The sequence below is a fragment of the Pantoea sp. RCC30.1 genome (genome assembly GCF_058148845.1).
In genome coordinates, this window is sequence record NZ_JBXUHX010000001.1 from 324,206 (window position 1) to 345,439 (window position 21,234).

General features: G+C 54.7%; 23 protein-coding genes and 1 riboswitch. Of the genes, 16 read left to right on the plus strand and 7 right to left on the minus strand.

The features are described from left to right. Window positions 1-89: 89 nt before the first annotated feature. Window positions 90-719: a LysE family translocator gene (locus AC2LB6_RS01565; RefSeq protein ID WP_490092132.1), complete on the plus strand. Its 630-nt coding sequence runs from the start codon at window positions 90-92 to the stop codon at window positions 717-719. Window positions 720-810: 91 nt separating this feature from the next. Then, window positions 811-1,239 (plus strand): GFA family protein, encoded by a 429-nt coding sequence (locus AC2LB6_RS01570; RefSeq protein ID WP_490092133.1) that lies wholly within the window; start codon window positions 811-813, stop codon window positions 1,237-1,239. Here AC2LB6_RS01570 and AC2LB6_RS01575 read toward each other — a convergent pair. Beyond that, entirely contained in the window at window positions 1,236-1,802 is a 567-nt protein-coding gene (locus AC2LB6_RS01575; protein ID WP_490092134.1) for a P-loop NTPase family protein, read from the minus strand. The genes AC2LB6_RS01570 and AC2LB6_RS01575 overlap by 4 nt on opposite strands. 215 nt (window positions 1,803-2,017) lie before the next feature. Between AC2LB6_RS01575 and AC2LB6_RS01580 the strand changes: the two genes are divergently transcribed. From AC2LB6_RS01580 to AC2LB6_RS01615, 8 genes are all read left to right on the plus strand, one after another. Further along, on the plus strand, window positions 2,018-2,905 hold the full coding sequence (locus tag AC2LB6_RS01580; protein ID WP_490092135.1) for a hypothetical protein: 888 nt from the start codon (window positions 2,018-2,020) through the stop codon (window positions 2,903-2,905). 150 nt (window positions 2,906-3,055) lie between these two features. Then, window positions 3,056-4,174, plus strand: coding sequence for an alkene reductase (locus AC2LB6_RS01585; protein WP_490092136.1), 1,119 nt, complete (start codon window positions 3,056-3,058; stop codon window positions 4,172-4,174). Between the two features lie 16 nt (window positions 4,175-4,190). Beyond that, window positions 4,191-4,505 (plus strand): ArsR/SmtB family transcription factor, encoded by a 315-nt coding sequence (locus AC2LB6_RS01590; protein ID WP_490092137.1) that lies wholly within the window; start codon window positions 4,191-4,193, stop codon window positions 4,503-4,505. 246 nt (window positions 4,506-4,751) lie between these two features. Next, window positions 4,752-5,297, plus strand: a complete 546-nt coding sequence (locus AC2LB6_RS01595; RefSeq protein WP_490092138.1) for a cysteine hydrolase family protein — start codon at window positions 4,752-4,754, stop codon at window positions 5,295-5,297. Window positions 5,298-5,360: 63 nt separating this feature from the next. Further along, window positions 5,361-5,480, plus strand: a riboswitch (TPP riboswitch). Window positions 5,481-5,611: 131 nt separating this feature from the next. Beyond that, window positions 5,612-6,556 (plus strand): FAD-dependent oxidoreductase, encoded by a 945-nt coding sequence (locus AC2LB6_RS01600; protein ID WP_490092139.1) that lies wholly within the window; start codon window positions 5,612-5,614, stop codon window positions 6,554-6,556. Further along, window positions 6,540-6,737, plus strand: coding sequence for a sulfur carrier protein ThiS (gene thiS / locus AC2LB6_RS01605; protein WP_090964665.1), 198 nt, complete (start codon window positions 6,540-6,542; stop codon window positions 6,735-6,737). Before AC2LB6_RS01600 ends, thiS begins: the two co-directional genes overlap by 17 nt. Window positions 6,738-6,739: 2 nt before the next feature. Beyond that, window positions 6,740-7,498 (plus strand): thiazole synthase, encoded by a 759-nt coding sequence (locus AC2LB6_RS01610; RefSeq protein WP_490092140.1) that lies wholly within the window; start codon window positions 6,740-6,742, stop codon window positions 7,496-7,498. A gap of 9 nt (window positions 7,499-7,507) precedes the next feature. Next, window positions 7,508-8,476, plus strand: coding sequence for a HesA/MoeB/ThiF family protein (locus AC2LB6_RS01615; protein ID WP_490092141.1), 969 nt, complete (start codon window positions 7,508-7,510; stop codon window positions 8,474-8,476). 9 nt (window positions 8,477-8,485) lie between these two features. Here the strand turns inward: AC2LB6_RS01615 and AC2LB6_RS01620 are convergent, their stop codons facing one another. Both AC2LB6_RS01620 and AC2LB6_RS01625 read right to left on the minus strand, forming a co-directional pair. Continuing rightward, window positions 8,486-8,899 carry an ASCH domain-containing protein gene (locus tag AC2LB6_RS01620; RefSeq protein ID WP_490092142.1) on the minus strand — a complete coding sequence of 138 codons (414 nt, stop codon included), beginning with the start codon at window positions 8,897-8,899 and terminating at the stop codon, window positions 8,486-8,488. A 223-nt stretch (window positions 8,900-9,122) separates the two neighbouring features. Continuing rightward, the gene (locus AC2LB6_RS01625) at window positions 9,123-9,665 is read right to left on the minus strand and encodes a DsbA family protein (protein WP_490092143.1); all 543 of its coding nucleotides are present in this window, start codon (window positions 9,663-9,665) and stop codon (window positions 9,123-9,125) included. 317 nt (window positions 9,666-9,982) lie between these two features. On the opposite strand from AC2LB6_RS01625, the gene AC2LB6_RS01630 reads away from it, so the two are divergent. The 6 genes from AC2LB6_RS01630 (at window position 9,983) to AC2LB6_RS01655 (ending at window position 16,449) form a co-directional block, all read left to right on the plus strand. Next, the gene (locus tag AC2LB6_RS01630) at window positions 9,983-10,252 is read left to right on the plus strand and encodes a hypothetical protein (RefSeq protein WP_490092144.1); all 270 of its coding nucleotides are present in this window, start codon (window positions 9,983-9,985) and stop codon (window positions 10,250-10,252) included. 463 nt (window positions 10,253-10,715) lie between these two features. Further along, on the plus strand, window positions 10,716-11,306 hold the full coding sequence (locus AC2LB6_RS01635; protein ID WP_490092145.1) for a fimbrial protein: 591 nt from the start codon (window positions 10,716-10,718) through the stop codon (window positions 11,304-11,306). Between the two features lie 55 nt (window positions 11,307-11,361). Beyond that, a complete protein-coding gene (locus AC2LB6_RS01640; protein WP_490092146.1) occupies window positions 11,362-12,030 on the plus strand; it encodes a fimbrial biogenesis chaperone in 669 nt (222 codons plus the stop codon). Window positions 12,031-12,165: 135 nt separating this feature from the next. Continuing rightward, window positions 12,166-14,616: a fimbria/pilus outer membrane usher protein gene (locus tag AC2LB6_RS01645; RefSeq protein ID WP_490092147.1), complete on the plus strand. Its 2,451-nt coding sequence runs from the start codon at window positions 12,166-12,168 to the stop codon at window positions 14,614-14,616. A 16-nt stretch (window positions 14,617-14,632) separates the two neighbouring features. Continuing rightward, complete coding sequence (locus tag AC2LB6_RS01650; protein ID WP_490092148.1) at window positions 14,633-15,742, plus strand: fimbrial protein; 1,110 nt, start codon at window positions 14,633-14,635, stop codon at window positions 15,740-15,742. 179 nt (window positions 15,743-15,921) lie between these two features. Then, on the plus strand, window positions 15,922-16,449 hold the full coding sequence (locus AC2LB6_RS01655; protein WP_090964646.1) for a sterol desaturase family protein: 528 nt from the start codon (window positions 15,922-15,924) through the stop codon (window positions 16,447-16,449). Here AC2LB6_RS01655 and crtB read toward each other — a convergent pair. Genes crtB through AC2LB6_RS01675 form a run of 4 tightly spaced genes read right to left on the minus strand, consistent with a single transcriptional unit; the run spans window position 16,388 to window position 21,231 of the window. Beyond that, complete coding sequence (crtB, locus tag AC2LB6_RS01660) at window positions 16,388-17,317, minus strand: 15-cis-phytoene synthase CrtB (protein ID WP_490092149.1); 930 nt, start codon at window positions 17,315-17,317, stop codon at window positions 16,388-16,390. The genes AC2LB6_RS01655 and crtB overlap by 62 nt on opposite strands. Then, window positions 17,314-18,792 carry a phytoene desaturase gene (locus tag AC2LB6_RS01665; RefSeq protein WP_490092150.1) on the minus strand — a complete coding sequence of 493 codons (1,479 nt, stop codon included), beginning with the start codon at window positions 18,790-18,792 and terminating at the stop codon, window positions 17,314-17,316. The genes crtB and AC2LB6_RS01665 overlap by 4 nt, the downstream gene beginning before the upstream one ends. Continuing rightward, complete coding sequence (crtY, locus tag AC2LB6_RS01670; protein ID WP_490092151.1) at window positions 18,789-19,949, minus strand: lycopene beta-cyclase CrtY; 1,161 nt, start codon at window positions 19,947-19,949, stop codon at window positions 18,789-18,791. Before crtY ends, AC2LB6_RS01665 begins: the two co-directional genes overlap by 4 nt. Next, window positions 19,936-21,231, minus strand: a complete 1,296-nt coding sequence (locus AC2LB6_RS01675) for a glycosyltransferase (RefSeq protein WP_490092152.1) — start codon at window positions 21,229-21,231, stop codon at window positions 19,936-19,938. Before AC2LB6_RS01675 ends, crtY begins: the two co-directional genes overlap by 14 nt. Between the last annotated feature and the right edge of the window lie 3 nt (window positions 21,232-21,234).

A 21,234-nucleotide genomic window follows, 5' to 3' on the forward strand; every position in this document is an offset into this window, starting at 1 on the left:
TGGAAGCTGAACGGCAGCGTGTGAATAAATTGTAAATTCATACGCCAGCCGATATAACAGATGGATAACCACTCATCACCGAGGCAATAATGGCGCTTTCGCACGAGTTAATCCTGATCTTCACCACCTATCTTGTCGCCACGGCCAGTCCCGGGCCGAGCAATATGGCTATTATGGGCACCGCGATGAAAAAGGGCCGAGGTGCCGCACTGGCGCTGGCTGCGGGTGTCGTGAGTGGGTCGATGATCTGGGCGCTGCTGGCCGCCTGCGGTGTGCTGACCGTGCTGGCAACCTTCGCACAGTTGCTGATCGCCTTAAAAATTGGCGGTGGCTTATATCTGCTCTGGCTGGCGTTTAAAGCGGGCAAATCTGCCTTACGCCGGACGGAAGACAGTGACTTTAACGCCAGCGATGAGCGGGTCGCTTATGGCAGGCTTTTCCGTCAGGGTATCCTGATGCATATCGGCAATCCCAAAGCGATTCTCACCTGGGTAGCCATTATGTCGTTTGCGCTCAAGCCGGAGGGAATGGCTTCAACGCTACCGATCATTATCTGCGGCTGTGCGGCCATTTGCGTCTTTGTGTTCGGCGGATATGCTCTGCTGTTTTCAACCGCTGTCATGGGCGCCTTTTACCGTCGTATTCGTCGCGGACTCGATGCACTTTTAGCCTGCTGCTTTGCGCTGGCAGGTCTGAAACTGGTATTCAGCCGTAGCTGATTACGGTCAGGGATGACTGATAATTACCCGCGGCTAAGTCAGAACCGTAAAATACCAGTCCATCCCGTACCCCAACCCACAAGGCGATAAAATGAAAGGCGGATGTCTGTGTGAAGCCGTGACTTTTGAAATCTCAGTCACCCCCGCCTTTTATTACCGCTGCCACTGTTCACTATGCAGAAAGCAGAGCGGAACCGGCTATAACCTGGCGACGGTGGTGAATGAGGCGGACTTTAGCTGGCTATCAGGTGCAAGCCGAATCGCTTCGTGGCGTAAACCCTCAGGTTATCGCAACGATTTTTGTTCCAGCTGTGGCTCTACCGTGCCTAACCTGTTGCGTGGCAAGCCCTATATCTGGATCCCGGTGGGTTTACTCACTGACTCTGCCGAAATGCAATGCATTGGGGATTACTGTACCGATGACGCCATGCCCTGGGATACAACCCGTTCAGATATAAATCATGCCGGGCCAGTCGGGTCGCTGAATACGCTTTTGACGAGCTTGATGCTCGTTGATTAATCGCACTGGTACTGGTCAGTAATTTTTAATGATAAGCCCCAGTATTCCGAACAGGTTTGAAAATCACGCGAAGAATGAAGCAAAAGTTTTGGAAGTCTGACCTGATCGTAAAGCTTCTTATGACGCTTTCGATTTTTCGGAGCAGTAAGGAGAATATATTTGAGCATATCCAGGGTCATATGCTCTCTGCTCATGTCCAGGCCTCCAACTCGTGGTGTGGATGAATAACATCTGCGAATATACCGAAACAGCGCCACTGGTACTTTTACATCCAGAAGAATAAATCCTGTGGCGCGAGCGAGACGTTCTTCAATACATTTTGTGTAATTCCCATCCATAACCCACTTTTCCTGACTTACCGCTTCAGCGTGCAAACGAATAAAATCAGCCGGTGTTCTGGGAATCCATTTACTTCCCGGAATATGGTGAAGTTGATCCAGATGAACGGCAGGTAAGGCTGTTTTGCGACAAATAGCATCAGCCAGGGTAGATTTCCCGCTGTTCGACGGCCCCATAATACAAATGCGTGGCCCAAGCGCGTCTAAAGAAAGTATATTAATCACAACTTTTCCTTTGAATTTTCCCTGTCTGGTTATGCTGTCCTGCTGGAGGTTCAACTTAAGGATTCTGAACGCATGATGAAGTAAAGTCCTGTCGTAATCGCTCCGATATTTAAACCTCAAATAAGTCGCCTCACTCACGGATTGAATATATTCCTGTAAAGATTAGTTACATCTTGCCGATTAATTACTCAACCAGACAAACCGTAGAGGGCATTATGGGGTTAATCAGTGGCATTACCACAGACGTGGCAAGAGGATATTCAACCACGCTCATCACACCAAATACAGTATCGGACAGCATTAAAGAGAGCCTTACCGCAAAAGAATTACCGGCCAGTGTGGTGGTAATTTCCCCGGAGGCAAGAGCACGGCTGTTACAAGCCCGCGATGAGCCCATTTCTGCAGAGCAGCAGGAAAAAAATCTGAAAGCACTGGCAGAGTCAAAGTCATCCGGTCAGGGGCCGTCCGTTAATCTCGGATATGCCTTATTCAATGATCTCAACACCAGCTCGGACGCCAGCTCATTTAGTCCACTGCTGAGTATGACGGCTGACAATACGCAGAGTGCGATGGATGACTTTGCTGCTGCCTTACATCAGGTGCTGGCTGAAGGGCAGGTGGGGCGTGGTCGGTACGATAACAGCGATACCGCAGAAGCCATGGCGCTTACCCTGACTCAGTCTAAGCTCCATAAACTGATTGAAAAATATGTCTCCGTAGATAACCAGAAACAGGCAACTGGCATCGCTGATCAGATGATAAACGTCAAAGTGGCTATTCGTAACAGTACGATGTTGTCGGGCGCTCAGGATACGCTGACATTAGCTATGCGTTATGGCACTCACGACATGCAGGATAGTGCTCGTGATTATCTCAAAAAGTTTGAAAGCGGCACCGCACGGCCTCAGGTTGAGCTGAGCGATATGATGAAAGCCATGAACCCGGGCGGTGATATGAACGCTGTATTCAGTGCCTTTGCGGCAATAATCCGTGCAACGCCGAATCCCGGCAATGCTGCACAACCGTCTATTGATGGTGCGTTGAAGCAGTTGGATATCTATCGCCAGCAGTGGCAGGCGTTCACTGAAAAATACGCTTCTTAATGTCCTGATGACCCTGCAGCTGGCCTGAGTTCGACGTCTGCAGGATCCACTCCTGAGAAACGGTCCCGGAACAAAAGCACAGATTACACATTTACAAATTTAAATGTGTAAATATAATGGCGCCTCTTAAACATCAGAGGACTTTTTGTTATGCCGTCACTTTTTACCCCCCTGAACCTGGGCGATCTCAAGCTTCGTAACCGCATTGTCCTGCCGCCGCTGACGCGCTGCCGCAGTGAACAGCCGGGCAACATTCCCGGCGATATGATGGTTGAGTATTACCGCCAGCGTGCCAGCGCGGGGCTGATGGTCACCGAAGGCACCCAGATTGAGCCTCGCGGGCAGGGCTATGCCTGGACGCCAGGGATCCACAGCGACGCGCAAATCGCTGGCTGGAAAAAGGTCACAGAGGCGGTACATCAGGAAGGTGCCACCCTTTTCTGCCAGCTCTGGCATGTAGGCCGTGTGTCACACAATGAACTTCAGCCGGGCAAGCAGGCACCGGTTGCGCCTTCTGCCATTGCGGCCGACAACGTACGGGTATTCATTGAAACCGGACCAGGCGAGGGGATGTTGACTGCACCCAGCGAGCCACGGGCGCTGACCACAGAGGAAGTTAAAGAGATCGTGGCGCTCTACCGACATGCAGCGGAAAATGCCAAAGCAGCCGGTTTCGATGGCGTTGAACTGCATTCCGCCAATGGTTATCTGATTAATCAGTTCATTTCTGAGCACACTAACTTCCGTATGGATGAATATGGTGGCTCAGTGGAGAATCGTCTGCGCTTCCTGCGTGAAGTCGTTGAGGCGGTCAGCTCGGTCTTTGGCAGCCATCGTGTGGGCGTCAGATTTGCGCCTCTGTTTTCGAGCACTGACGAAGAGCGAGTTTATCTCGGCCTGGTCGAAAGCGATCCACAGGCGACCTACATCCGCGCAGCAGAACTGCTGAATGAGCTGGAAGTCGGCTATCTCTCCATTGCCGAAGCGGACTGGGATAATAGCCCGGACATGCCAGAGAGTTTCCGCGTCGCATTGAGGGAAACATTCCGATCTCCGATCATCTATTCAGGCCGATACACGGCTGAAAAAGCGCAGCATATGCTGGAAAAAGGCTGGGGCGATCTGTTTGGTTTTGGCCGTTCGTTCATCGCCAATCCCGACCTGCCTGCGCGCATTAAATCTGGCTATCCGCTGAATGAGGTCGATAACGCCTCCCTGTATGGCGGCACTGAGAAAGGCTATACTGACTATCCTGTTTTTCTATCCTGATACTCTGTGAGGCGGCATGTCCCCCGAAAATGCCCTGAAGTTACTGTCCAATCCGACCCGAGTGGCAGTGCTGAAGTGGCTTAAAAATCCTGAAGAAGCGTTTGCGGGCTATACCCAGCTCTATCCCTTCGATCAGTATGGCGTCTGTGCCAGCCTCATACAGGATAAGGCGGGTTTATCACAGCCCGCCACGTCGTTATGCCTGAAAGCACTTCACAGTGCCGGGCTGGTCGAAGCCAGCAAAGTGGGAAAATGGACCTATTATCGCCGCGCCGAACCACGTATTCGTGAAATCACCGACGTGGTGACGCAATCGCTGCAGGCGCTTTAAAAGTGACAACGTTCAGGGTAATGTAGATGCCAGTTGCCTCCTTCCGGGGGCGACTCCTCACGAATTCATCAATTCAGGATTAGAAATGTTTATGTCAGTTCTGACTTTCACAACCGTCACCACCACCGCGCTCAGCGGCGACGTGGGCGACTCTGTGACTGGCACCTGACACAACAGATTCTCACTCCCCGCCGAACCGGACGGGGACCTGTTCTCCGTTCTTAAAAAACTGAATGGAGCCAGGTCATGATGACATCTGAAAGCGCACTTTTAATCATCGATATGCAGCAGGGCCTTTTTCATGGTCCAGCGGCACCTTTTGCCGCAGGCAGCATTCTGTCGAATATCAATCTGCTCATAACCAAAGCACGGCAGTCTCAAGTACCCGTCTTTTTTGCGCGGCACATCGGACCTGATAATTCCCCTTTTAATGAGCAAAGCCCGTTGACCCGCCTGATCCCGGAATTACAGGTCAGCCCGCAATCAGATGTCGTTGTCACAAAAAAATATCCCAGCTGTTTCAGGGATACCGGCCTGCAATTCCAGCTCAAGCAAAGAGGCATCAAACAACTGGTGATTGCCGGAATGAAAACGGAGTTCTGTGTTGATACTACCTGTCGGGCCTCACCGGAGCTGGGTTTTAACGTCGTGCTGATTTCCGATGCGCATACCACCGTCGATAATCCGCACCTCTCTGCGAAAAGTATTATTGACCATCATAATCAGACACTGGCGGGACCCTTTGTGGCACTGGCAACCGCCGCTGACTGGTGGTTCGGTTCTGCCCGTTAATCCCAACACTCTGGTTTTGCATCCTGCACGCGGCTTGACGAAGCTGCCCGCTTAACTTACAACTAAACCCGTCAGGGGAGTCTCGCCAGAGAGACTGAGAGGCTAATAGCGCATCGCGCGGCTTAGCGACCCTTAGAACCTGACCCAGTTGATACTGGCGTAGGAAGACGGGTATCGCATCAGATACTTGCCGCAGGGGCGCATTTGCGACGTCTCTGCCTTTTCCCTCCGTATCACGGGTCTTCGTTAACTTATAACGAGGCCAAAGTGAAATATCTCATCCTGAATCTCTCTCTTCCTCGCCGGTGGACACCATGAGCCGCTGGTCGGTGCTTGGCAGCGGCGTGGCCGGGCTGTGCGTCGCCACGCTGCTTGTGGAGCGGGGAGAAAGCGTCGAAATCATTACGCAGCCTGATTGTCGTGCCGCCTCGCACTGGGCGGGCGGCATGCTCGCGCCCTGGTGCGAAGCTGAAAGCGCGCCGCCACAGGTGATCGAATGGGGCCAGCACGCTGCGGGCTGGTGGGCGCAACGCGTCAATGGCGTGGAGCAGCAGGGCACGCTGGTGGTTGCGCCACCGCGTGACAGCCGCGAACTGACACGCTTCGCCAGCATGACTCAGCAGCATCAGTGGGTCGCGCCCGGAGAGATCGAACCGGCGCTGGAAAATCGCTTTGCGCGTGGGCTGTTTTTTGCGGCGGAAGCACATCTCGATCCCCGCCGCGCGATGCAGCAACTGCGCGACAAATTGCAACAGGCTGGCGTGCCCTTACACAGCGGTAAACCCACCGGCACCCTCATTGACTGCCGTGGCATTCACGCCGCGGATCAGCAGCCCGCACTGCGCGCTGTGCGGGGTGAAATGCTGATCCTGAAGACCCCCGATGTTCAACTCTCCCGTCCTGTCCGGCTGCTGCACCCACGCTTTCCCTGCTATCTGGTGCCGCGTGCAGACGGGCACTTCATGCTGGGTGCCACGATGGTCGAAAGCCACGACAGCAGCCCGATCAGTGCCAGAGCGATGATGGAGCTGCTCAGTGCCGCTTATAGTCTGCATCCGGCGCTGGCCGAAGCGCGGATCGTGGAGAGCGGCACCGGTCTGCGTCCCGCTTATCGACAGAACCTGCCTGAAGTCCGCTATGAAAAGGGTCGTTTCTCGCTCAACGGGCTTTACCGTCACGGCTTTTTGCTGGCTCCGATTATGGCTGAAAAACTCATGCTGCAACTTACTCAGGAGATAACTCATGCGAGTTCAACTTAATGGACACACGATTGAAACCGATGCAGACACGCTGGCAGAGCTAATGGCGGAGCAGCAGATTGACCCGCGCACCGTCGCGACCGCACTGAACGGAGAATTTGTGCCACGCAGCCGCTATGCCAGCCAGCCGCTTGAGGCGGGCAGCCAGCTGGAAATCCTGTCACCTATGCAGGGAGGTTAACCATGTTCTATCAATTCACGCCGCAATCACGCTTTCTGCTCGGTACCGCCGGATATCCCTCACCGGACATCCTGCATCAGTCGATCGACGCATCAGGTGCGGAGATCATTACCGTCAGCCTGCGCCGGGAAGGCAGTGAAGGCGGTGCTTTCCGCTCGCTGCTGCAACAGCTCAACAAACGCATTCTGCCCAATACCGCAGGCTGCCACACGGTGAAAGAGGCGGTGACGACGGCGCAGATGGCGCGTGAACTGTTCGACACGCCCTGGATCAAGCTGGAAGTCATCGGCCATGCCGACACGCTGCAACCCGATCCCTTTGCGCTGGTTGAAGCCGCGCGGATCCTCTGTGCTGATGGCTTCCAGGTCTTTCCTTACACCACCGAAGATCTGATTGTCGGTGAGAAACTGCTGGAAGCGGGTTGTAAAGTGCTGATGCCATGGGGCGCGCCGATTGGTTCCGGTCAGGGGCTGCGCAATATCGAAGGGCTACGTGCCATGCGTGCGTGGTTTAAAGATGTGCCACTGATTATTGATGCGGGCATTGGCGCACCCGGTCAGGCGGCTCAGGCGATGGAGATGGGTTTCGACGGCGTGCTGCTTAACACGGCGGTGGCAAAAGCGCGCGATCCGGTGCGGATGGCCGGTGCCTTTGCTGCTGCGATCCACGGCGGGCATGAGGCGTTTCAGGCGGGATTGATGGAGCAGCGCGACATGGCCTTTGCCTCCACGCCCATTTTTGGTCTGGCACAGTTCAGTTAAGGAGCGGCGATGGAGCGTTATCAGCGACAGACTATGTTGCCGGAGATTGGCGAAGCGGGGCAAGAGCGGCTGAGCGGGGCACATGTGCTGGTGGTGGGGGCGGGCGGGCTTAGCGCGTCGCTGCTACCGTTGCTGGCGGGCGCGGGCGTCGGGTTTATTCGTCTTTACGATGGCGATCGGGTTGAGTTGCACAACCTTCACCGGCAGACACTGTTTGGCATCGACGAGGTCGGTCAGCCCAAAGCAATCTGTGCTCAGCGCGCGCTGGCGCAGCGAAATCCTGACTGCCACGTTGAGGTACATCCATACTCGCTCAGCGCCAGTCAACTGCCGCTGGCGCTGGAGGGGATCGACCTGGTAGTGGATGCGGCGGATAACTTCGCCATTACTTATCAGCTCTCCGACGCGTGCTATCCGCGCGGTCTGCCACTGATCTGTGCCTCGGTGCTGGGACGCAAAGGCTATGTCGGCGGATTCTGTGGCGGCGCACCCGGCTATCGCGCGCTGTTCCCGCAGTTGCCCACGGCCTCGGGTAACTGCAACACGGCTGGCGTAATGGGACCCGCGGTGGCGACGCTGGGTGCCATGCAGGCGCAGATGGCGCTGAGTGTTTTGTTAAAACTGACGCCGTCGCCGCTCGGCTGCATGATCCACTGTGACTTTGTTGACTGGCACATCAGGCAGTTCCGCTTTGATAACGCACCTGAACCGGAAGCGCCGGGCACGCCGTTTATCGATCGGTCTATGCTGACGGAAGACGATTGCATAGTGGAGTTGCGCAGCGTGGAGGAGGCACCGTTTAGTGTGGACGGACGGGTGTTACGGATTCTGCCGCAGCAGATAGCGGCCTGGCAGCCGCCACTGGATCAGCGCGTGGTGCTGGTGTGCGCCAGTGGGATGCGCGCGGCTCAGGCGGCTGAGAACCTCGCCGCCCGTGGCGTTACGCGGCTGGCGCTGATGGCAGCCAACACGCTGTAAGGTGCCGGTTTAAATCACCTCGACCAGCTGGAAGGTCTCGAAGATCAGCTCCATTTCGCTGTGGAAATAGCCTGCACGCTCAAAGTAGCGCTGATGTTCCTGCCGCCAGTGGTCGAGGCTGAGATCGCCTTCACCCTCCAGCATCGCCATCTCTGGCGTCACGCGATCAAAGCGCGTCAGGAACAGCCCGGTGGTGCGGATCACGCAGACGGGCCGCTTTTCTCCGTTCAGAACAATGCTGTAACCGCCTGGCTGAGGCAATGCTTCCTGCTCCTGCCAGCTGCGTAACGAACCGCAGGAGGCCACCTTCTTTCCGGCAATAATTAGCGTCGCGAGTTCGCTGGCTAATTCCGGGGAATCACCAAATGCATCTGTAAATGCACCCGGATATTTGTCCTGTATCTGTTCAAGCGTCATCGGCATCCGCAATTCCTCAATGAATCAGGCGCCAGACTGGCGTAAAAACAGGCCAGCGACGCCGTTAAGATGATGTAGCAGCGGTGTAAATGCTGCTGATAGCGGTACAGCTTACCCGGCCTGCTCATGGGAAAACAGGCTTAATTATCAGGATATTGAGATTGCGTCTTTGCTGGATCGCAAAGGAGAGAGACAGTCTGACGCGGCCCGTTGCAGCCGCGCACAAAAACTAACCAATCAGAACGTTTGTCCAGTGCTCAATGTCGTCACCGCTGCTGAGCTCAGGCTGCACCAGGCCATTAACCATAAAGGTCGGTGAAACGTGAATACCGTTCTGGCGGGCATATTTGCAGTGCCATTTAATGGCGGTCTGCACATCAGGCTGATCAAATGCGGCGCTGGCATCCACGCCACTGTACTCTTTCAGGCGGGCCAGAATCTGATTCGGCGTGGCCTCGCGGTTAGGGCCGGTACAGTGATCGGTAAATTCAAACTCTTCACGATGATCGGCCACCGCCTGCATCACCTTCCTCGCCGCCTCTTTACTTTCGCAGGCGGCGGCAAGAATGTAGCGCACAATCAGCCCGGAATAGAGGTGCCATGGCTGAGATTGTAGCCGGATCTTCACGGTGATCTTATCTTCACTCGCGTGCGCCAGTAATGCGTCTAATTTATTGAATGTACGCACCGAAAAAGGACAGGTGGGCTCCAGAAAGACTTCGAAGATCGCCGGGCCGTGGCCCCAGACCAGTGCATTAGCATGCTGACTCATCAATTACTCCTTAATGATAAACGGAACGGGAAGGGTATTTACCCTGGCAAATCCTCTCTGCTTCAGCCAGTTAAGAATCAGCCGTAATTGTTACAAAAATCAGCAATCAGCCGCTGACCTGTGCGTAACAGGCGACAGGCAGGGTTATTAGTCGTTAGAATTATCAGCTTTGGCATTCTCAACAGCTGGCCCTGCATCGCCGCTAATGAGCAGCTATAGTTATCAGCAGAGTTTGCTCTCTCTAATTACGAAGCCATTTCTGCTACTTGCCTGCTGCCTGTCTGCCCTGAGCCGATTAGCGTTAAAAGAGGTTTATTTTGCATACCGATCTCACCTGGAAAACTCTCCATCGCGTTATCAACCAGACGATCTCTGACATGCTGGATGAGCAGCAGACTATTGATGTGTTGTCACTGCGCCTCCGGCTGCAAGAACTGGCTGAACAGGAGGAGGATGAGGTCATGGTGCTCTGTTACTGGCAGGCGAGCAAAATTCTGATGCGACTCCCCACCACCGTGACAGCCAGTCAGTTGATGATCGCCGCACGCCACGCTTTTCGTACGCCGATGGATCACGATCTGCTTTAAGTCGCACCAGCTGGCCTGACTGTCATCACCCCCGAATAATCTCACTAGCTGGCTATTTCATCATCATGAATGATCATTGCTGGCTATTGTTGAGCGTCACTTCTGCACTATTTCACATTCACACACGCCAGAAAATATATTCCCATTCTGGAGCCTATAAATATTTAAGGTAAAAATAAAGCACCGCAAAGGTGAATATATTATTTTATAAATGAAGCGAGCCGTCTGGTTAATCCTTTTCTTAAATTTCTGAAACTTGATCCAGAACACGAAAAGTGTTCGAGCTATTATTTTGGACCGTAACGAAACGAGTTGTTTATCTTTTATATAGCTGTGCAGCGCTACTATGGCGCCAACATAATAAACCTCGGGTTGTTGTGTTGGCGCATTTTTTAAAATGCATATCTATCCATCAGGTGGCTAACTCCAGCCACTTTGTATGTATTGAAAAGAGACAGGTTTGATGAATATCAGAAAACGTATTCTGCCAGTGGCACTGGCTGGCCTTATGATTTCCGGATCGGTATTAGCAACACCTGCGAATGGTCCATCACCGATTAATCCTAATCCGGGAGCAGCAGCCGGTACACAGGGTGCCGGTGGTGCAGTGAAATTTACCGGCGAAATTACCGATGTTTCCTGTGACGTTTCTACCGCAAGTAAAAACCAGAGCGTTGATTTAGGTAAGTGGGCGAAATCGTATTTCGAAAGCCGCAACGAAACTACGGAAACACCATTCACTATCTCAGTGAAAGATTGTCCTTCATCAGTTAAAACCGTTGCTGTGCTGTTTGATGGCGATAAAGATAGCGGTGACAACTCCCTGCTGAAAGTCACAAGTGGTGGTGCAACCGGCGTGGGAATTAAACTTTATGAAGCTGACCGCAGCACACCGATTTCGATTGGATCCGTTTCCAAAGCGGTCAACCTGGTAGCGGCTGACGAGGGCGGTTCTGCGGACTTAAATTTCTTTGCCGATTATAAAAGCGATGGTGCGCCAATTGATGTCGGTGCTGCTAACTCAGTCTCTAACTTTGTAATGATTTATAACTGATTAATAGCAGGGGCAACCCTGCTTCCCCTCTGAAATATCAATGGCATAAATATTTATGTTTAAGGTAATAAGACTTATTTCGTTCTTTTCCGCGTGCATACTGAGCATGGCTGCCCATGCGGGTGTTGTAATGGGAGGAACATGTATTATTTTTGTGGAAGGCAAAAAGGAGGCAACGCTTTCAGTCATCAACCAAGACAAAAATACGCCCTATCTGGTTGAATCCTGGATAGAGAACTCGGATCAAAATAATCATTCCCGGGTACCCTTTATTGTTACGCCACCGCTATTCCGGCTTGATGCGGAAAAAGAGAATTTGTTAAGGATTAATTATCTGGGGATGCCCCTGCCGAAAGATCGTGAATCGGTATTCTGGCTGAATGTGAAATCTATTTCACCGACGCCGCGCGAGAAAAGTAATCAGCTTCAGATCAATATTAAATCGAAGTTCAAGCTTTTCTATCGCCCAAAAGGATTGCCGGGTAATCCGGCCGATGCCTGGCAGCAACTCTCATTCCGCCATAAAGACAATCAGCTGATTGCGCATAACCCCACGCCTTACTTTGTCTCATTTTATTCGCTCAGTGTTAATCATCACGAGATAAAGGATCCTGGCATGATTGGCCCTGGTGAAGATCGTCACTGGCGCGTCGCTGATTCCGGCGCAGTGAGCTGGTCTGCAATTAACGACTATGGCGGCATTACCGAACAACGTACGCGCTAATGGGTGTTTGTAATTTATTTTGTTTTGAATCCGGGGACACCATCAGTGAAAGTCAATCAGCACGCTCAGTTGGGGAAGAGAAGGCAGACAAAACCACTTTATGCCTCTCTCTGGCTGGCAGGGATTGCGGGTTTTATGCTGATTTTGTTCTGCCCGCTGCGTGGTGCCCGCGCGGATGACTACTTTGACCCGGCGGCGCTGGAATTTTCATCCGATCAGCATAATGCCACCGATCTCCACTATTTTGCTCGTCAGGGAGGACAGCAACCCGGCACTTATCATGTCACGCTGTTGCTCAACAACAGAGTTATTGATAGCCGCGATGTCAGCTTCGTGCAGGGCAGAGCCGGGCTGGTTCCGCAACTGACGGTGGCGGAGCTGGCGGCGATGGGCGTGAACGTTAACGGTTTTTCCGCGTTCACTCATCTGAAGAAAGATGAGGCCATCGAAGAATTAGGCGATTTTATTCCTGCTGCATCAACTCACTTTGATTTCGCGCACCAGCAGCTAAACCTTTCGATTCCGCAGATCGCGCTGATGGTTAAAGATCGCGATTATGTCGATCCAGCGCGCTGGGATGAGGGTGTATCGGCTGCCTTTGTGAACTATACCCTTACCGGAACCAGTAGCCGGAATGAGAATCACCGCTGGAACTCGACGCTGCTCAGCCTGCGCAGTGGTGGCAACCTTGGCGCATGGCGGTTGCGTAATACCGCCACCTGGCGCTACGATCTTGTCAGCCACTGGCAATCACAGACTACTTATCTGGAGCGGGATCTCAAGGCGCTTAAAAGCCAGTTTCGGGTAGGGGATACTTATACCTCCGGCGACGTGTTTGACAGCGTGCAGTTTCGCGGTATGCAGATCATGTCTGATGACACGATGCTCCCCGAGAGTCAGCGTGGGTTTGCTCCGGTGATCCATGGTATTGCCCACAGCAATGCACGGATAACGGTGAGCCAGCATGGCTATATGATTTATGAAACCGTGGTCGCACCGGGTGCATTCGAGATCAAAGATCTTTATCCCACTGCGCAGAGCGGTGACCTTGACATCACTATTCATGAAAGCGATGGCTCGGTGCGCACTTTCACCCAGCCTTACTCTGCGGTGCCCTATATGCTTCGTCAGGGCCATCTGAAATACAGCGTCAGTGGCGGTCGTTATCACTATTCAGGCAGTAATAACCTGCGTTCGCCTGAGTTTGTGCAAACCACGCTCTTTTACGGATTGCCGCATGACTTTACCGCCTTTGGTGGCGTGCAACTCGCGCAGAACTATCACGCTGTGGCGGCGGGCCTGGGTAAAAGCCTGGGCGATTTTGGCTCGCTGGGGACCGATGTAACCGTAGCTAAAACCCGCTTGCCGCAGGGCCAGAGCAGCAGTGGTCAGTCAGTGCGCGCGCAGTATCAGAAAAATTTCGCCTCAACCAATACCACCTTCAGCATGGCAAGCTATCGCTACTCCTCCAGCGGCTTCTATGCTTTCAGCGAAGCGAATGCAATGACCAGCCCGGCAAGCTACGTCGCTAACAAGCGCAGTCGCTCGGAGATATCGATCTCTCAGGGTATCGTTGACTATGGCAGCCTCAGCGCCTCTGCCTATGTGCAGCGCTACTGGCGTTTAAATAGCGAAGATCGCACCCTGCATCTGGGCTTTTATAGCAATTACAAAGCCATTTCCTGGGGCGTCGCCTGGTTTTACACCGACTCGACCAGCGCCCGTAAAGCTGATCGCGCGGTCTCTTTTAATGTCTCCATTCCCTTCAGCGCGCTGCTGCCAGATAGCTCTGTTAGCTACAGCATGAATTCCAGCAATGATGGGGATGTCTCGCAGCAGGTCAGCCTCTCTGGCAGCGCGCTGCAGGACAATAACCTGCACTACAACCTGCAACAGGGCCACGACAGCCAGGGACAGAACGTGAACAGCAACGGCTCGCTGGACTATCGCGGCAGTCGCGGCAGCGTCAATGCCGGGGTCAGCCACGATCGGCACAGCACTCAGTTTAACTATGGTCTGTCGGGCGGCATCGTCGCGCATGCACACGGCATTACGCTGAGCCAGCCGCTGGGCGACACCTTCGCGATCGTGCGAGTGCCGGAGACGGCCGATGTGGGCATTCAGAGCAGCAACAATGTGGTCACCGATAGTCGCGGCTATGCGATTGTGCCCTCACTCTCGCCTTACCATGAAAATACCATCGAACTGGAAACTGACACGCTGCCCGACAACGTTGATGTTGAACTGGACGGACAAACGGCCATTCCGACACGCGGAGCGATTGTAATGGCCGACTATGCCACCCACGTGGGCAATCGGGTGCTGTTCACGCTTACCTGGCAGGATGACTTCCCCCCTTTCGGTGCGACGGGACAAATAGCGCTCGCCGAAGAGGAAAAAAACAGCAGCACCAGCGGTATCGTCGCTGAAAAAGGCGAACTCTATCTGAGCGGTGTACCCGCTCAGGGCGTCATCGAGGTGAAGTGGCAGGAAGATGGTGTGCAGAAAAGCTGCCGCGCGCCGTTCCGCCTGCCTGCCGCCAGCGGCACTAATCCGGTCAGACTGGTCTCTGCGGTTTGCCAGTAATCCAGAGGAATTTAAGATGAAATCAGTTCAGTGTTTATTGAAATGGGTCATGCTGACTATCCCGACCCTCTGCTGTTTACCAGCAATCGGGCAGGAGTCCTGTCAGGGCGTCAGCCAGGTGGTGGTACAGGTGCATAATGTAAACTATGTTCCGGGCGCAGCCGATGGCACCCCCATCTCGGCGCAGATGCCTCTGCAAAGCAGTAATGCTTTTACCTGTAATAAAAACAGCGGTGAGCAGGGCTATAACTACAAAGATATGGGGTTTGAGATTAACGCCGAAGAGTCCGGGTTACAGACTAATATTGCTGGCGGGCACAATACGCCGATATACCGTGTTCCAGGGGTAGAAAGCATCGGATTTGCTATTGGTTTCAAGGAGCCGTCTTATTGCGGCGGTGGCTTCTCTGATACCACCGGCAGGGGCAAAACCAGCGCGATCTGTAACTCCCAGATCAACCCACAGTTAAATTCCGCCCACGACATCACCCTTCAGTCCTATGTGGTGTTCTATAAAATCCCAGGCCAGCAATCGCCGCTTAATCCTGGCAATCAACCGGCCAATGTCGGTGAGGTGAATATTGGCAATGCCAGTTTAAAGGTGGGGGATAGTGCAGCCAGTAGTCAGCCGATCAATGATAAGCCGCAGATCTTCCTCTCCAGCTTTACCGTGCAATATGGCAGCTGTTCCGTTGTCACCTCTCAATCCATGATTAATGTGGAGATGGGAAAAGTGAGTAAGGCAGAGTTCAGCGGTATCGGTAGTCGGGCGGGAAGTGAAAAAGGTTTTCAGATTCAGGTGATGTGTGAACACAGCGCAGCGGTTAAAGTGGGCTTCTTTGGTATGGCCACTCAGGGCGATAAAGATGCCATCAGCCTGACGCCACAGAGCAACTCTGCTTCAGGCGTAGGCATCGCCCTCACTTATGGGCCAGGTCTGCAGGTCCCTGAAGGCCAGCGGGTCCCTCTGAATGTGCCGACCGATCAATTGCCGGTGCTGACTGCCGTCTCCTCACCTGATGAGGCAGCGTCGATGGCGTTTAACGCGCAATATATTCAGACAGAAGGACAGGTGATGGCGGGGAAAGCGGACAGCACCGTCACCTTTAATCTGGTCTATAACTAAGTCACCTGTGCATCACCGGGGTAAGCCTGGTGATGCACGCTCATGCTGATAAAAACACGCTTAGCCTCATCTCCTGCAGCAATCGTTAAAACCCGGCAACCCCAACCCACGGTTTCCCCCAATCTCTGTTAAAATTATTCCTCTGCGCCACTTTGCAGGATGCATGTTCGGGAGAAACTATGTTGTGGATTTGGAATGCCCTGATTGTTCTGGTCACCGTTATCGGTATGGAGATAACGGCTGCACTGGCGCACAAATATATTATGCATGGCTGGGGTTGGGGCTGGCATCTGTCACATCATGAACCGCATAAAGGCTGGTTTGAGGTTAACGACCTCTACGCCGTCGTCTTCGCCTGTCTGTCGATTTTACTTATCTATCTGGGCAGCACGGGTGTCTGGCCTTTGCAGTGGATCGGCGCAGGGATGACGCTCTACGGCCTGCTTTATTTTATTGTCCATGACGGTCTGGTCCATCAGCGCTGGCCATTCCGCTATGTTCCGCGCCGGGGCTATCTGCGCCGACTCTATATGGCGCACCGCATGCATCATGCGGTACGGGGCAAAGAGGATTGTGTGTCGTTTGGTTTCCTTTATGCGCCGCCACTGTCAAAATTGCAGGCGACGCTGCGGGAACGTCACGGTGTTAAACGGGGCGCTGCCAGAGGTAAGCAGGGCGTGGAGCGTGACGCGCCATCCGGGAAGTAACCGCCTGACCTGATGCTGCCACCAGCATTGCCAGTTTCTCTGGCGTGCTGGTGGACTGGCGTTTATCCCACGCCTGTGAACCCGCCTGAACCACCTTCATACCAATTTTACGATAGACCTGTTTTGCGGTCGCAATCGCCCACGCTGAGCGCAGCGGTAAACCCGGCAGGCCAGCCGATGCCGAATGGTAATAAGGCTCTGCCGTCTCTACCAGTCGACGGGCTACGCGGCTGAGCGCCTGCCGATTTTGCGGGTCGGCCAGCGTCTCTCGCGTCAGCCCCTCTTCAGTCAGCCACTCTGCGGGCAGATAACAGCGTCCCGCTTCCGCATCTTCAACGATATCTCGCGCAATGTTGGTCAACTGAAATGCCAGGCCGAGATCGCAGGCGCGATCCAGCGTGGCGTTGTCGCGCACGCCCATAATCTGCGCCATCATCAGGCCCACCACGCCCGCGACGTGATAGCAGTAGCGCAGCGTATCGTCCAGCGTCTGATAGCGTGTCTCCTTCACATCCATCGCAAATCCCGCCAGATGATCAAAAGCGTAAGCGGGCAAAATGTCGTGCGCCATCGCCACCTCCTGAAAGGCCGCAAAGGCAGGCTCATGCATCTGCGAACCGGCATAGGCCTGACGCGTTTTCATCTCCAGCTGCGCCAGGCGCTGTTCGGCGGATTGTAGCGATGGCGTATCGTTGCTGAATCCCAGCACCTGATCGTCGATCACATCATCACAATGACGGCACCAGGAGTAGAGCATAAGCACACTGCGTCGGGTTTTGGCATCAAACAGCTTCGATGCCGTGGCGAAGCTTTTCGAACCCACTTCCATGGTTTCTACGGCATGATCGAGCAGTGACGGACTATTCAAGCCAGATCCTCCAGCATCAATCCTGCGGTGGCTTTGGCCGACCCAATCACGCCGGGAATACCCGCGCCCGGATGGGTGCCAGCACCGACCAGGTAGAGATTATTGATATTCTTATCGCGGTTATGTGGCCGGAACCAGGCGCTTTGCGTCAGGATCGGCTCCACCGAGAATGCCGAACCCTGCCAGGCGTTCAGCTCATCGCGGAAATCAAACGGCGTGAAGATGCGGTGCGTCACCAGCTGGCTGCGCAGGCCCGGCATATAGTGCTGTTCCAGATAGTCAAAGATGCGATCGCGCAGACGCGGACCTTCAACGGCCCAGTCGATATCGGCGGTGCCGAGATGCGGGACGGGTGCCAGCACGTAATAACTGCCGCAGCCACTCGGTGCCAGTGATGGATCGGTCACGCAGGGCGCATGCAGATAAAGCGAGAAGTCCTCTGCCAGGGCGTCTTTATTAAAGATCTCATCAATTAACTCGCGGTAGCGCGGGCCAAAGCAAACTGTGTGGTGCGCCAGCTGATCGTGATGATGATTCAGGCCAAAATAGATCACGAATAGCGAATTGCTCATGCGCTTGTTCTGCAAGGATTTTCCCTGTGCCATAGAGGCCGGATGCTGGCTCAGTAGCTCGCGGTAGGTGTGAACCACATCCGCGTTAGAGGCGACCGCGCGCGTCGGGAATACCCGACCATCTTCCAGATGCACGGCGGTGATTTTATTTTTCTGCGTCTCCAGACGGGCAACGCTGGCATTCAGCTCCACTTCGCCGCCCAGATCCTCGAACAGTTTCACCATGCCCTGGACCAGTGCGCCTGTGCCGCCACGCGGGAACCAGACGCCCCATTCGCGTTCCAGCGCATGAATCAGGGTGTAGATTGATGAGGTAGCAAACGGATTTCCGCCCACCAGCAGCGAGTGGAAAGAGAAGGCCTGACGCAGATGCTCATCTTCAATGTAGCTCGCTACTTTGCTGTAGACGCTGCGCCACGCCTGCAGTTTTGCAAGCTGCGGTGCGGCACGCAGCATGTCGCGGAACGACAAAAACGGCACGGTGCCGAGCTTCAGATAACCTTCCGCAAACACCGCGCGGGAATAATCCAGGAAGCGACGATAGCCTTCAACGTCACGCGGATTAAACGCGGCAATCTGCGCTTCCAGCGCGGGCTGATCGTTGTCATAACTGAACACCTTGCCGGACTCCCAGCAGAGGCGATAAAACGGCTTAACCGGCATCAGCTCGACATAGTCAGAAAGCTTTTTGCCCGCCAGGGTGAACAGCTCTTCAATGGCGCTGGGATCGGTGATGACCGTCGGACCGGCATCAAAGGTGTAGCCCTGATCCTCATAAACATATGCCCGGCCGCCAGGTTTATCACGTCGTTCCAGCAGACGGGTTGGAATACCTGACGCCTGAAGGCGAATTGCCAGAGCCAGACCACCAAAGCCTGCGCCAATTACCGTAGTTCTATTCATTGCATCGCCTGTTGACGGTGAGGGGTCATAATAGCCTGTAACGCCGCCAGTACGGGAACCGGTGGCTTGCCGCTCAGGATACGCAGCCGATCAGGCAAAGTGAGTTTTCCCGCATAAAAACGGGCGATCAGACCTTCGGGAAGGCCGTAAAAACGTTGCATAACCTGCCAGCGCTGGTCAGCCGGACCGGCCAGAAACAGCATCCGGTTCAGCATGCGAAAGAAGCGCTGCTGCTGCCAGGCCTGTGAGGCAAATTGCTCAATAGTGGCGTGCAGGGTTTCAGAGGTAAATGTCTGCATCTGCGCCAGCCGGTCAGCCAGTGCGACCGCCAGGGGCAGTGAGTAACCGGTGGTGGGATGGAATAGCCCGGCACGCAGACCGCTGCAGGGTAAATCGCGTTTCTGCCAGAAGGCGGCAACGTCGCCGGTCAGCGTAATCGGTAACGCCCCTTGCTCTTCGCGCAGCAGCCGGTTGAGTTGCCAGCCCTGCTGCGCGGCATAGTCACGGATGTTCTGACGGGCGCGATCGCCTTCCAGCGTGGCGTTATCAATATAGTGGGTATCTTCAATCAGCAGCGTATCCGCTGAAAAGGGCAGGCTGTAGACAAAACGATAGCCTGCCTGCTGATCCACCGTGGCATCCATGATGATCGGTGCGGTGAGACCGTGTGGCGCACTGAGCTGCCACTCCTGCCCGACAAAAGACTGAAAGCCCATGCGCAGCGCGGCATCAGGCTGGTAGCCACGACCATCGATCACCGCATCCGTTTCCAGTACGCGACCATCCTCCAGCGTGACGAGGCGTGAGGCGATGCTCGCCACTCTGGCATTGAGCAGCAGATCTGGCGCAAATCGGTCGCGGATGACCTGCGCGAAGCGTTCTGCTGTCACGCAGAAATAGCCACTGTTCAGGCTGCGACGCCGTTGCGGAAAACGCACCTCGTAACCGGGCCAGTGATGAACCACCAGCGGGGAGATCCAGTGATGCTGCGTTTCAGTAAGGTCTTCCGCATGAAATGACCAGGTGTGATGCGCACCTGGCTCACTTTCGGCATCAATCAGCAGAATGCGCAGGGAAGGTCGCTGCTGGCGCAGCCGCAGGGCAATCAACCCGTTCGCCAGCCCCGCGCCCACCAGAATCAGATCATACCGTTGCATAATTTCTCCTGGTGATGACCGGATTACGGGTCAGCATCGCCTGTTCGACGATGTCCGCCGCCAGGGTTGTTCCGCCCGCCTGACGAAGGGCGGTGCGCAGCGTTTTCATCTGCTGAGCGTAGCGCTCATCAGCCAACAAGGTCTGGAGCTGGCGGGCCATCGAGTGACTGGTGGTAAAGCGTGATGCGCGACGTCCGATACCGTGCCAGACCACTCTGGCCGCGACACCCGGCTGATCAAAGGCCAGCGGGATCGCCAGCAGCGGCGTCAGATGGTTAATCGCATCCAGCACCGTATTCATGCCGCCGTGGGTAATCGCCAGATCGGCCTGCGCCAGCGCAGCGGCCTGGTCGGCAAAATCGACCACCTGAACATGGCTGGCCTGTGCCAGTTTCTCCGCCTGAAACGGTGTCAGGCGGCCGCAATGCGCCAGCAATAACTGCGCGTCGATCGCCTGACAGGCACGGACGATGGTTTTAAACAGGCCGTAGCGATGACCCTGCAGCGTACCGAGAGAGGCAAAAATACGCGGTCTGGCGCCATGCGGGAAATAGCATGGCTGCGACGCAGCCGATGACGATTCCGCAGCGCGCAGCGGGCCAACCGAGTGGAAATGATTGGGAAGTGCCTGGCGGGGGAAATCCAGTTCCGGGATCAGTTGGCTGATCTGTGCCAGCGGTGAAAAGCAGTAATGCAACTTTTCCCGTGGTGCTAATCCCATTGCATGGGCGTTGCGGGCGATCACCCGATCGTGACGACGCATCAGCCAGTCATAGATTTTTTCACTGGTGCGATAACGATCGCGCGCCTGGTCGCTGTTGCCATACTCAAACGGCATTACGGCCAACGGGAAATCCGCCTCACGGTTCAGCGGCAGCGCGCAGGCTACCGATACAAAAGGCAGGTTCAGCGACTCGGCCGCCAGTGCACCGGCAGGCTCCATCTGATCGACAATCACACCATCGATCGCCAGGGTGTTGAGCACCACCGGCAATTCGCGACAGAGCATATCGGTGCTGCGGGCCATCTCATTAATCAGTTTCAGCATTGACGGGCCCAGAGGATGCGCCGCCAGCTGCAGGGTATGCGCCAGACTACCGGCCGGATGGGAGGCTAAGCCCAGCGGGAAAAAGCCAATCCGCTTGTCGGTGAGTAGCGCGCTGACGTCCGTCTGCTGGATAAAAGTAATCTGGTGTCCGCGTGCGATTAAGGCCTGGCTAAGATGCGCAAGCGCCTGCACATGGCTGTAGAAGGGCGGTGCAATGACCGCGAAGTGGCTCATGCA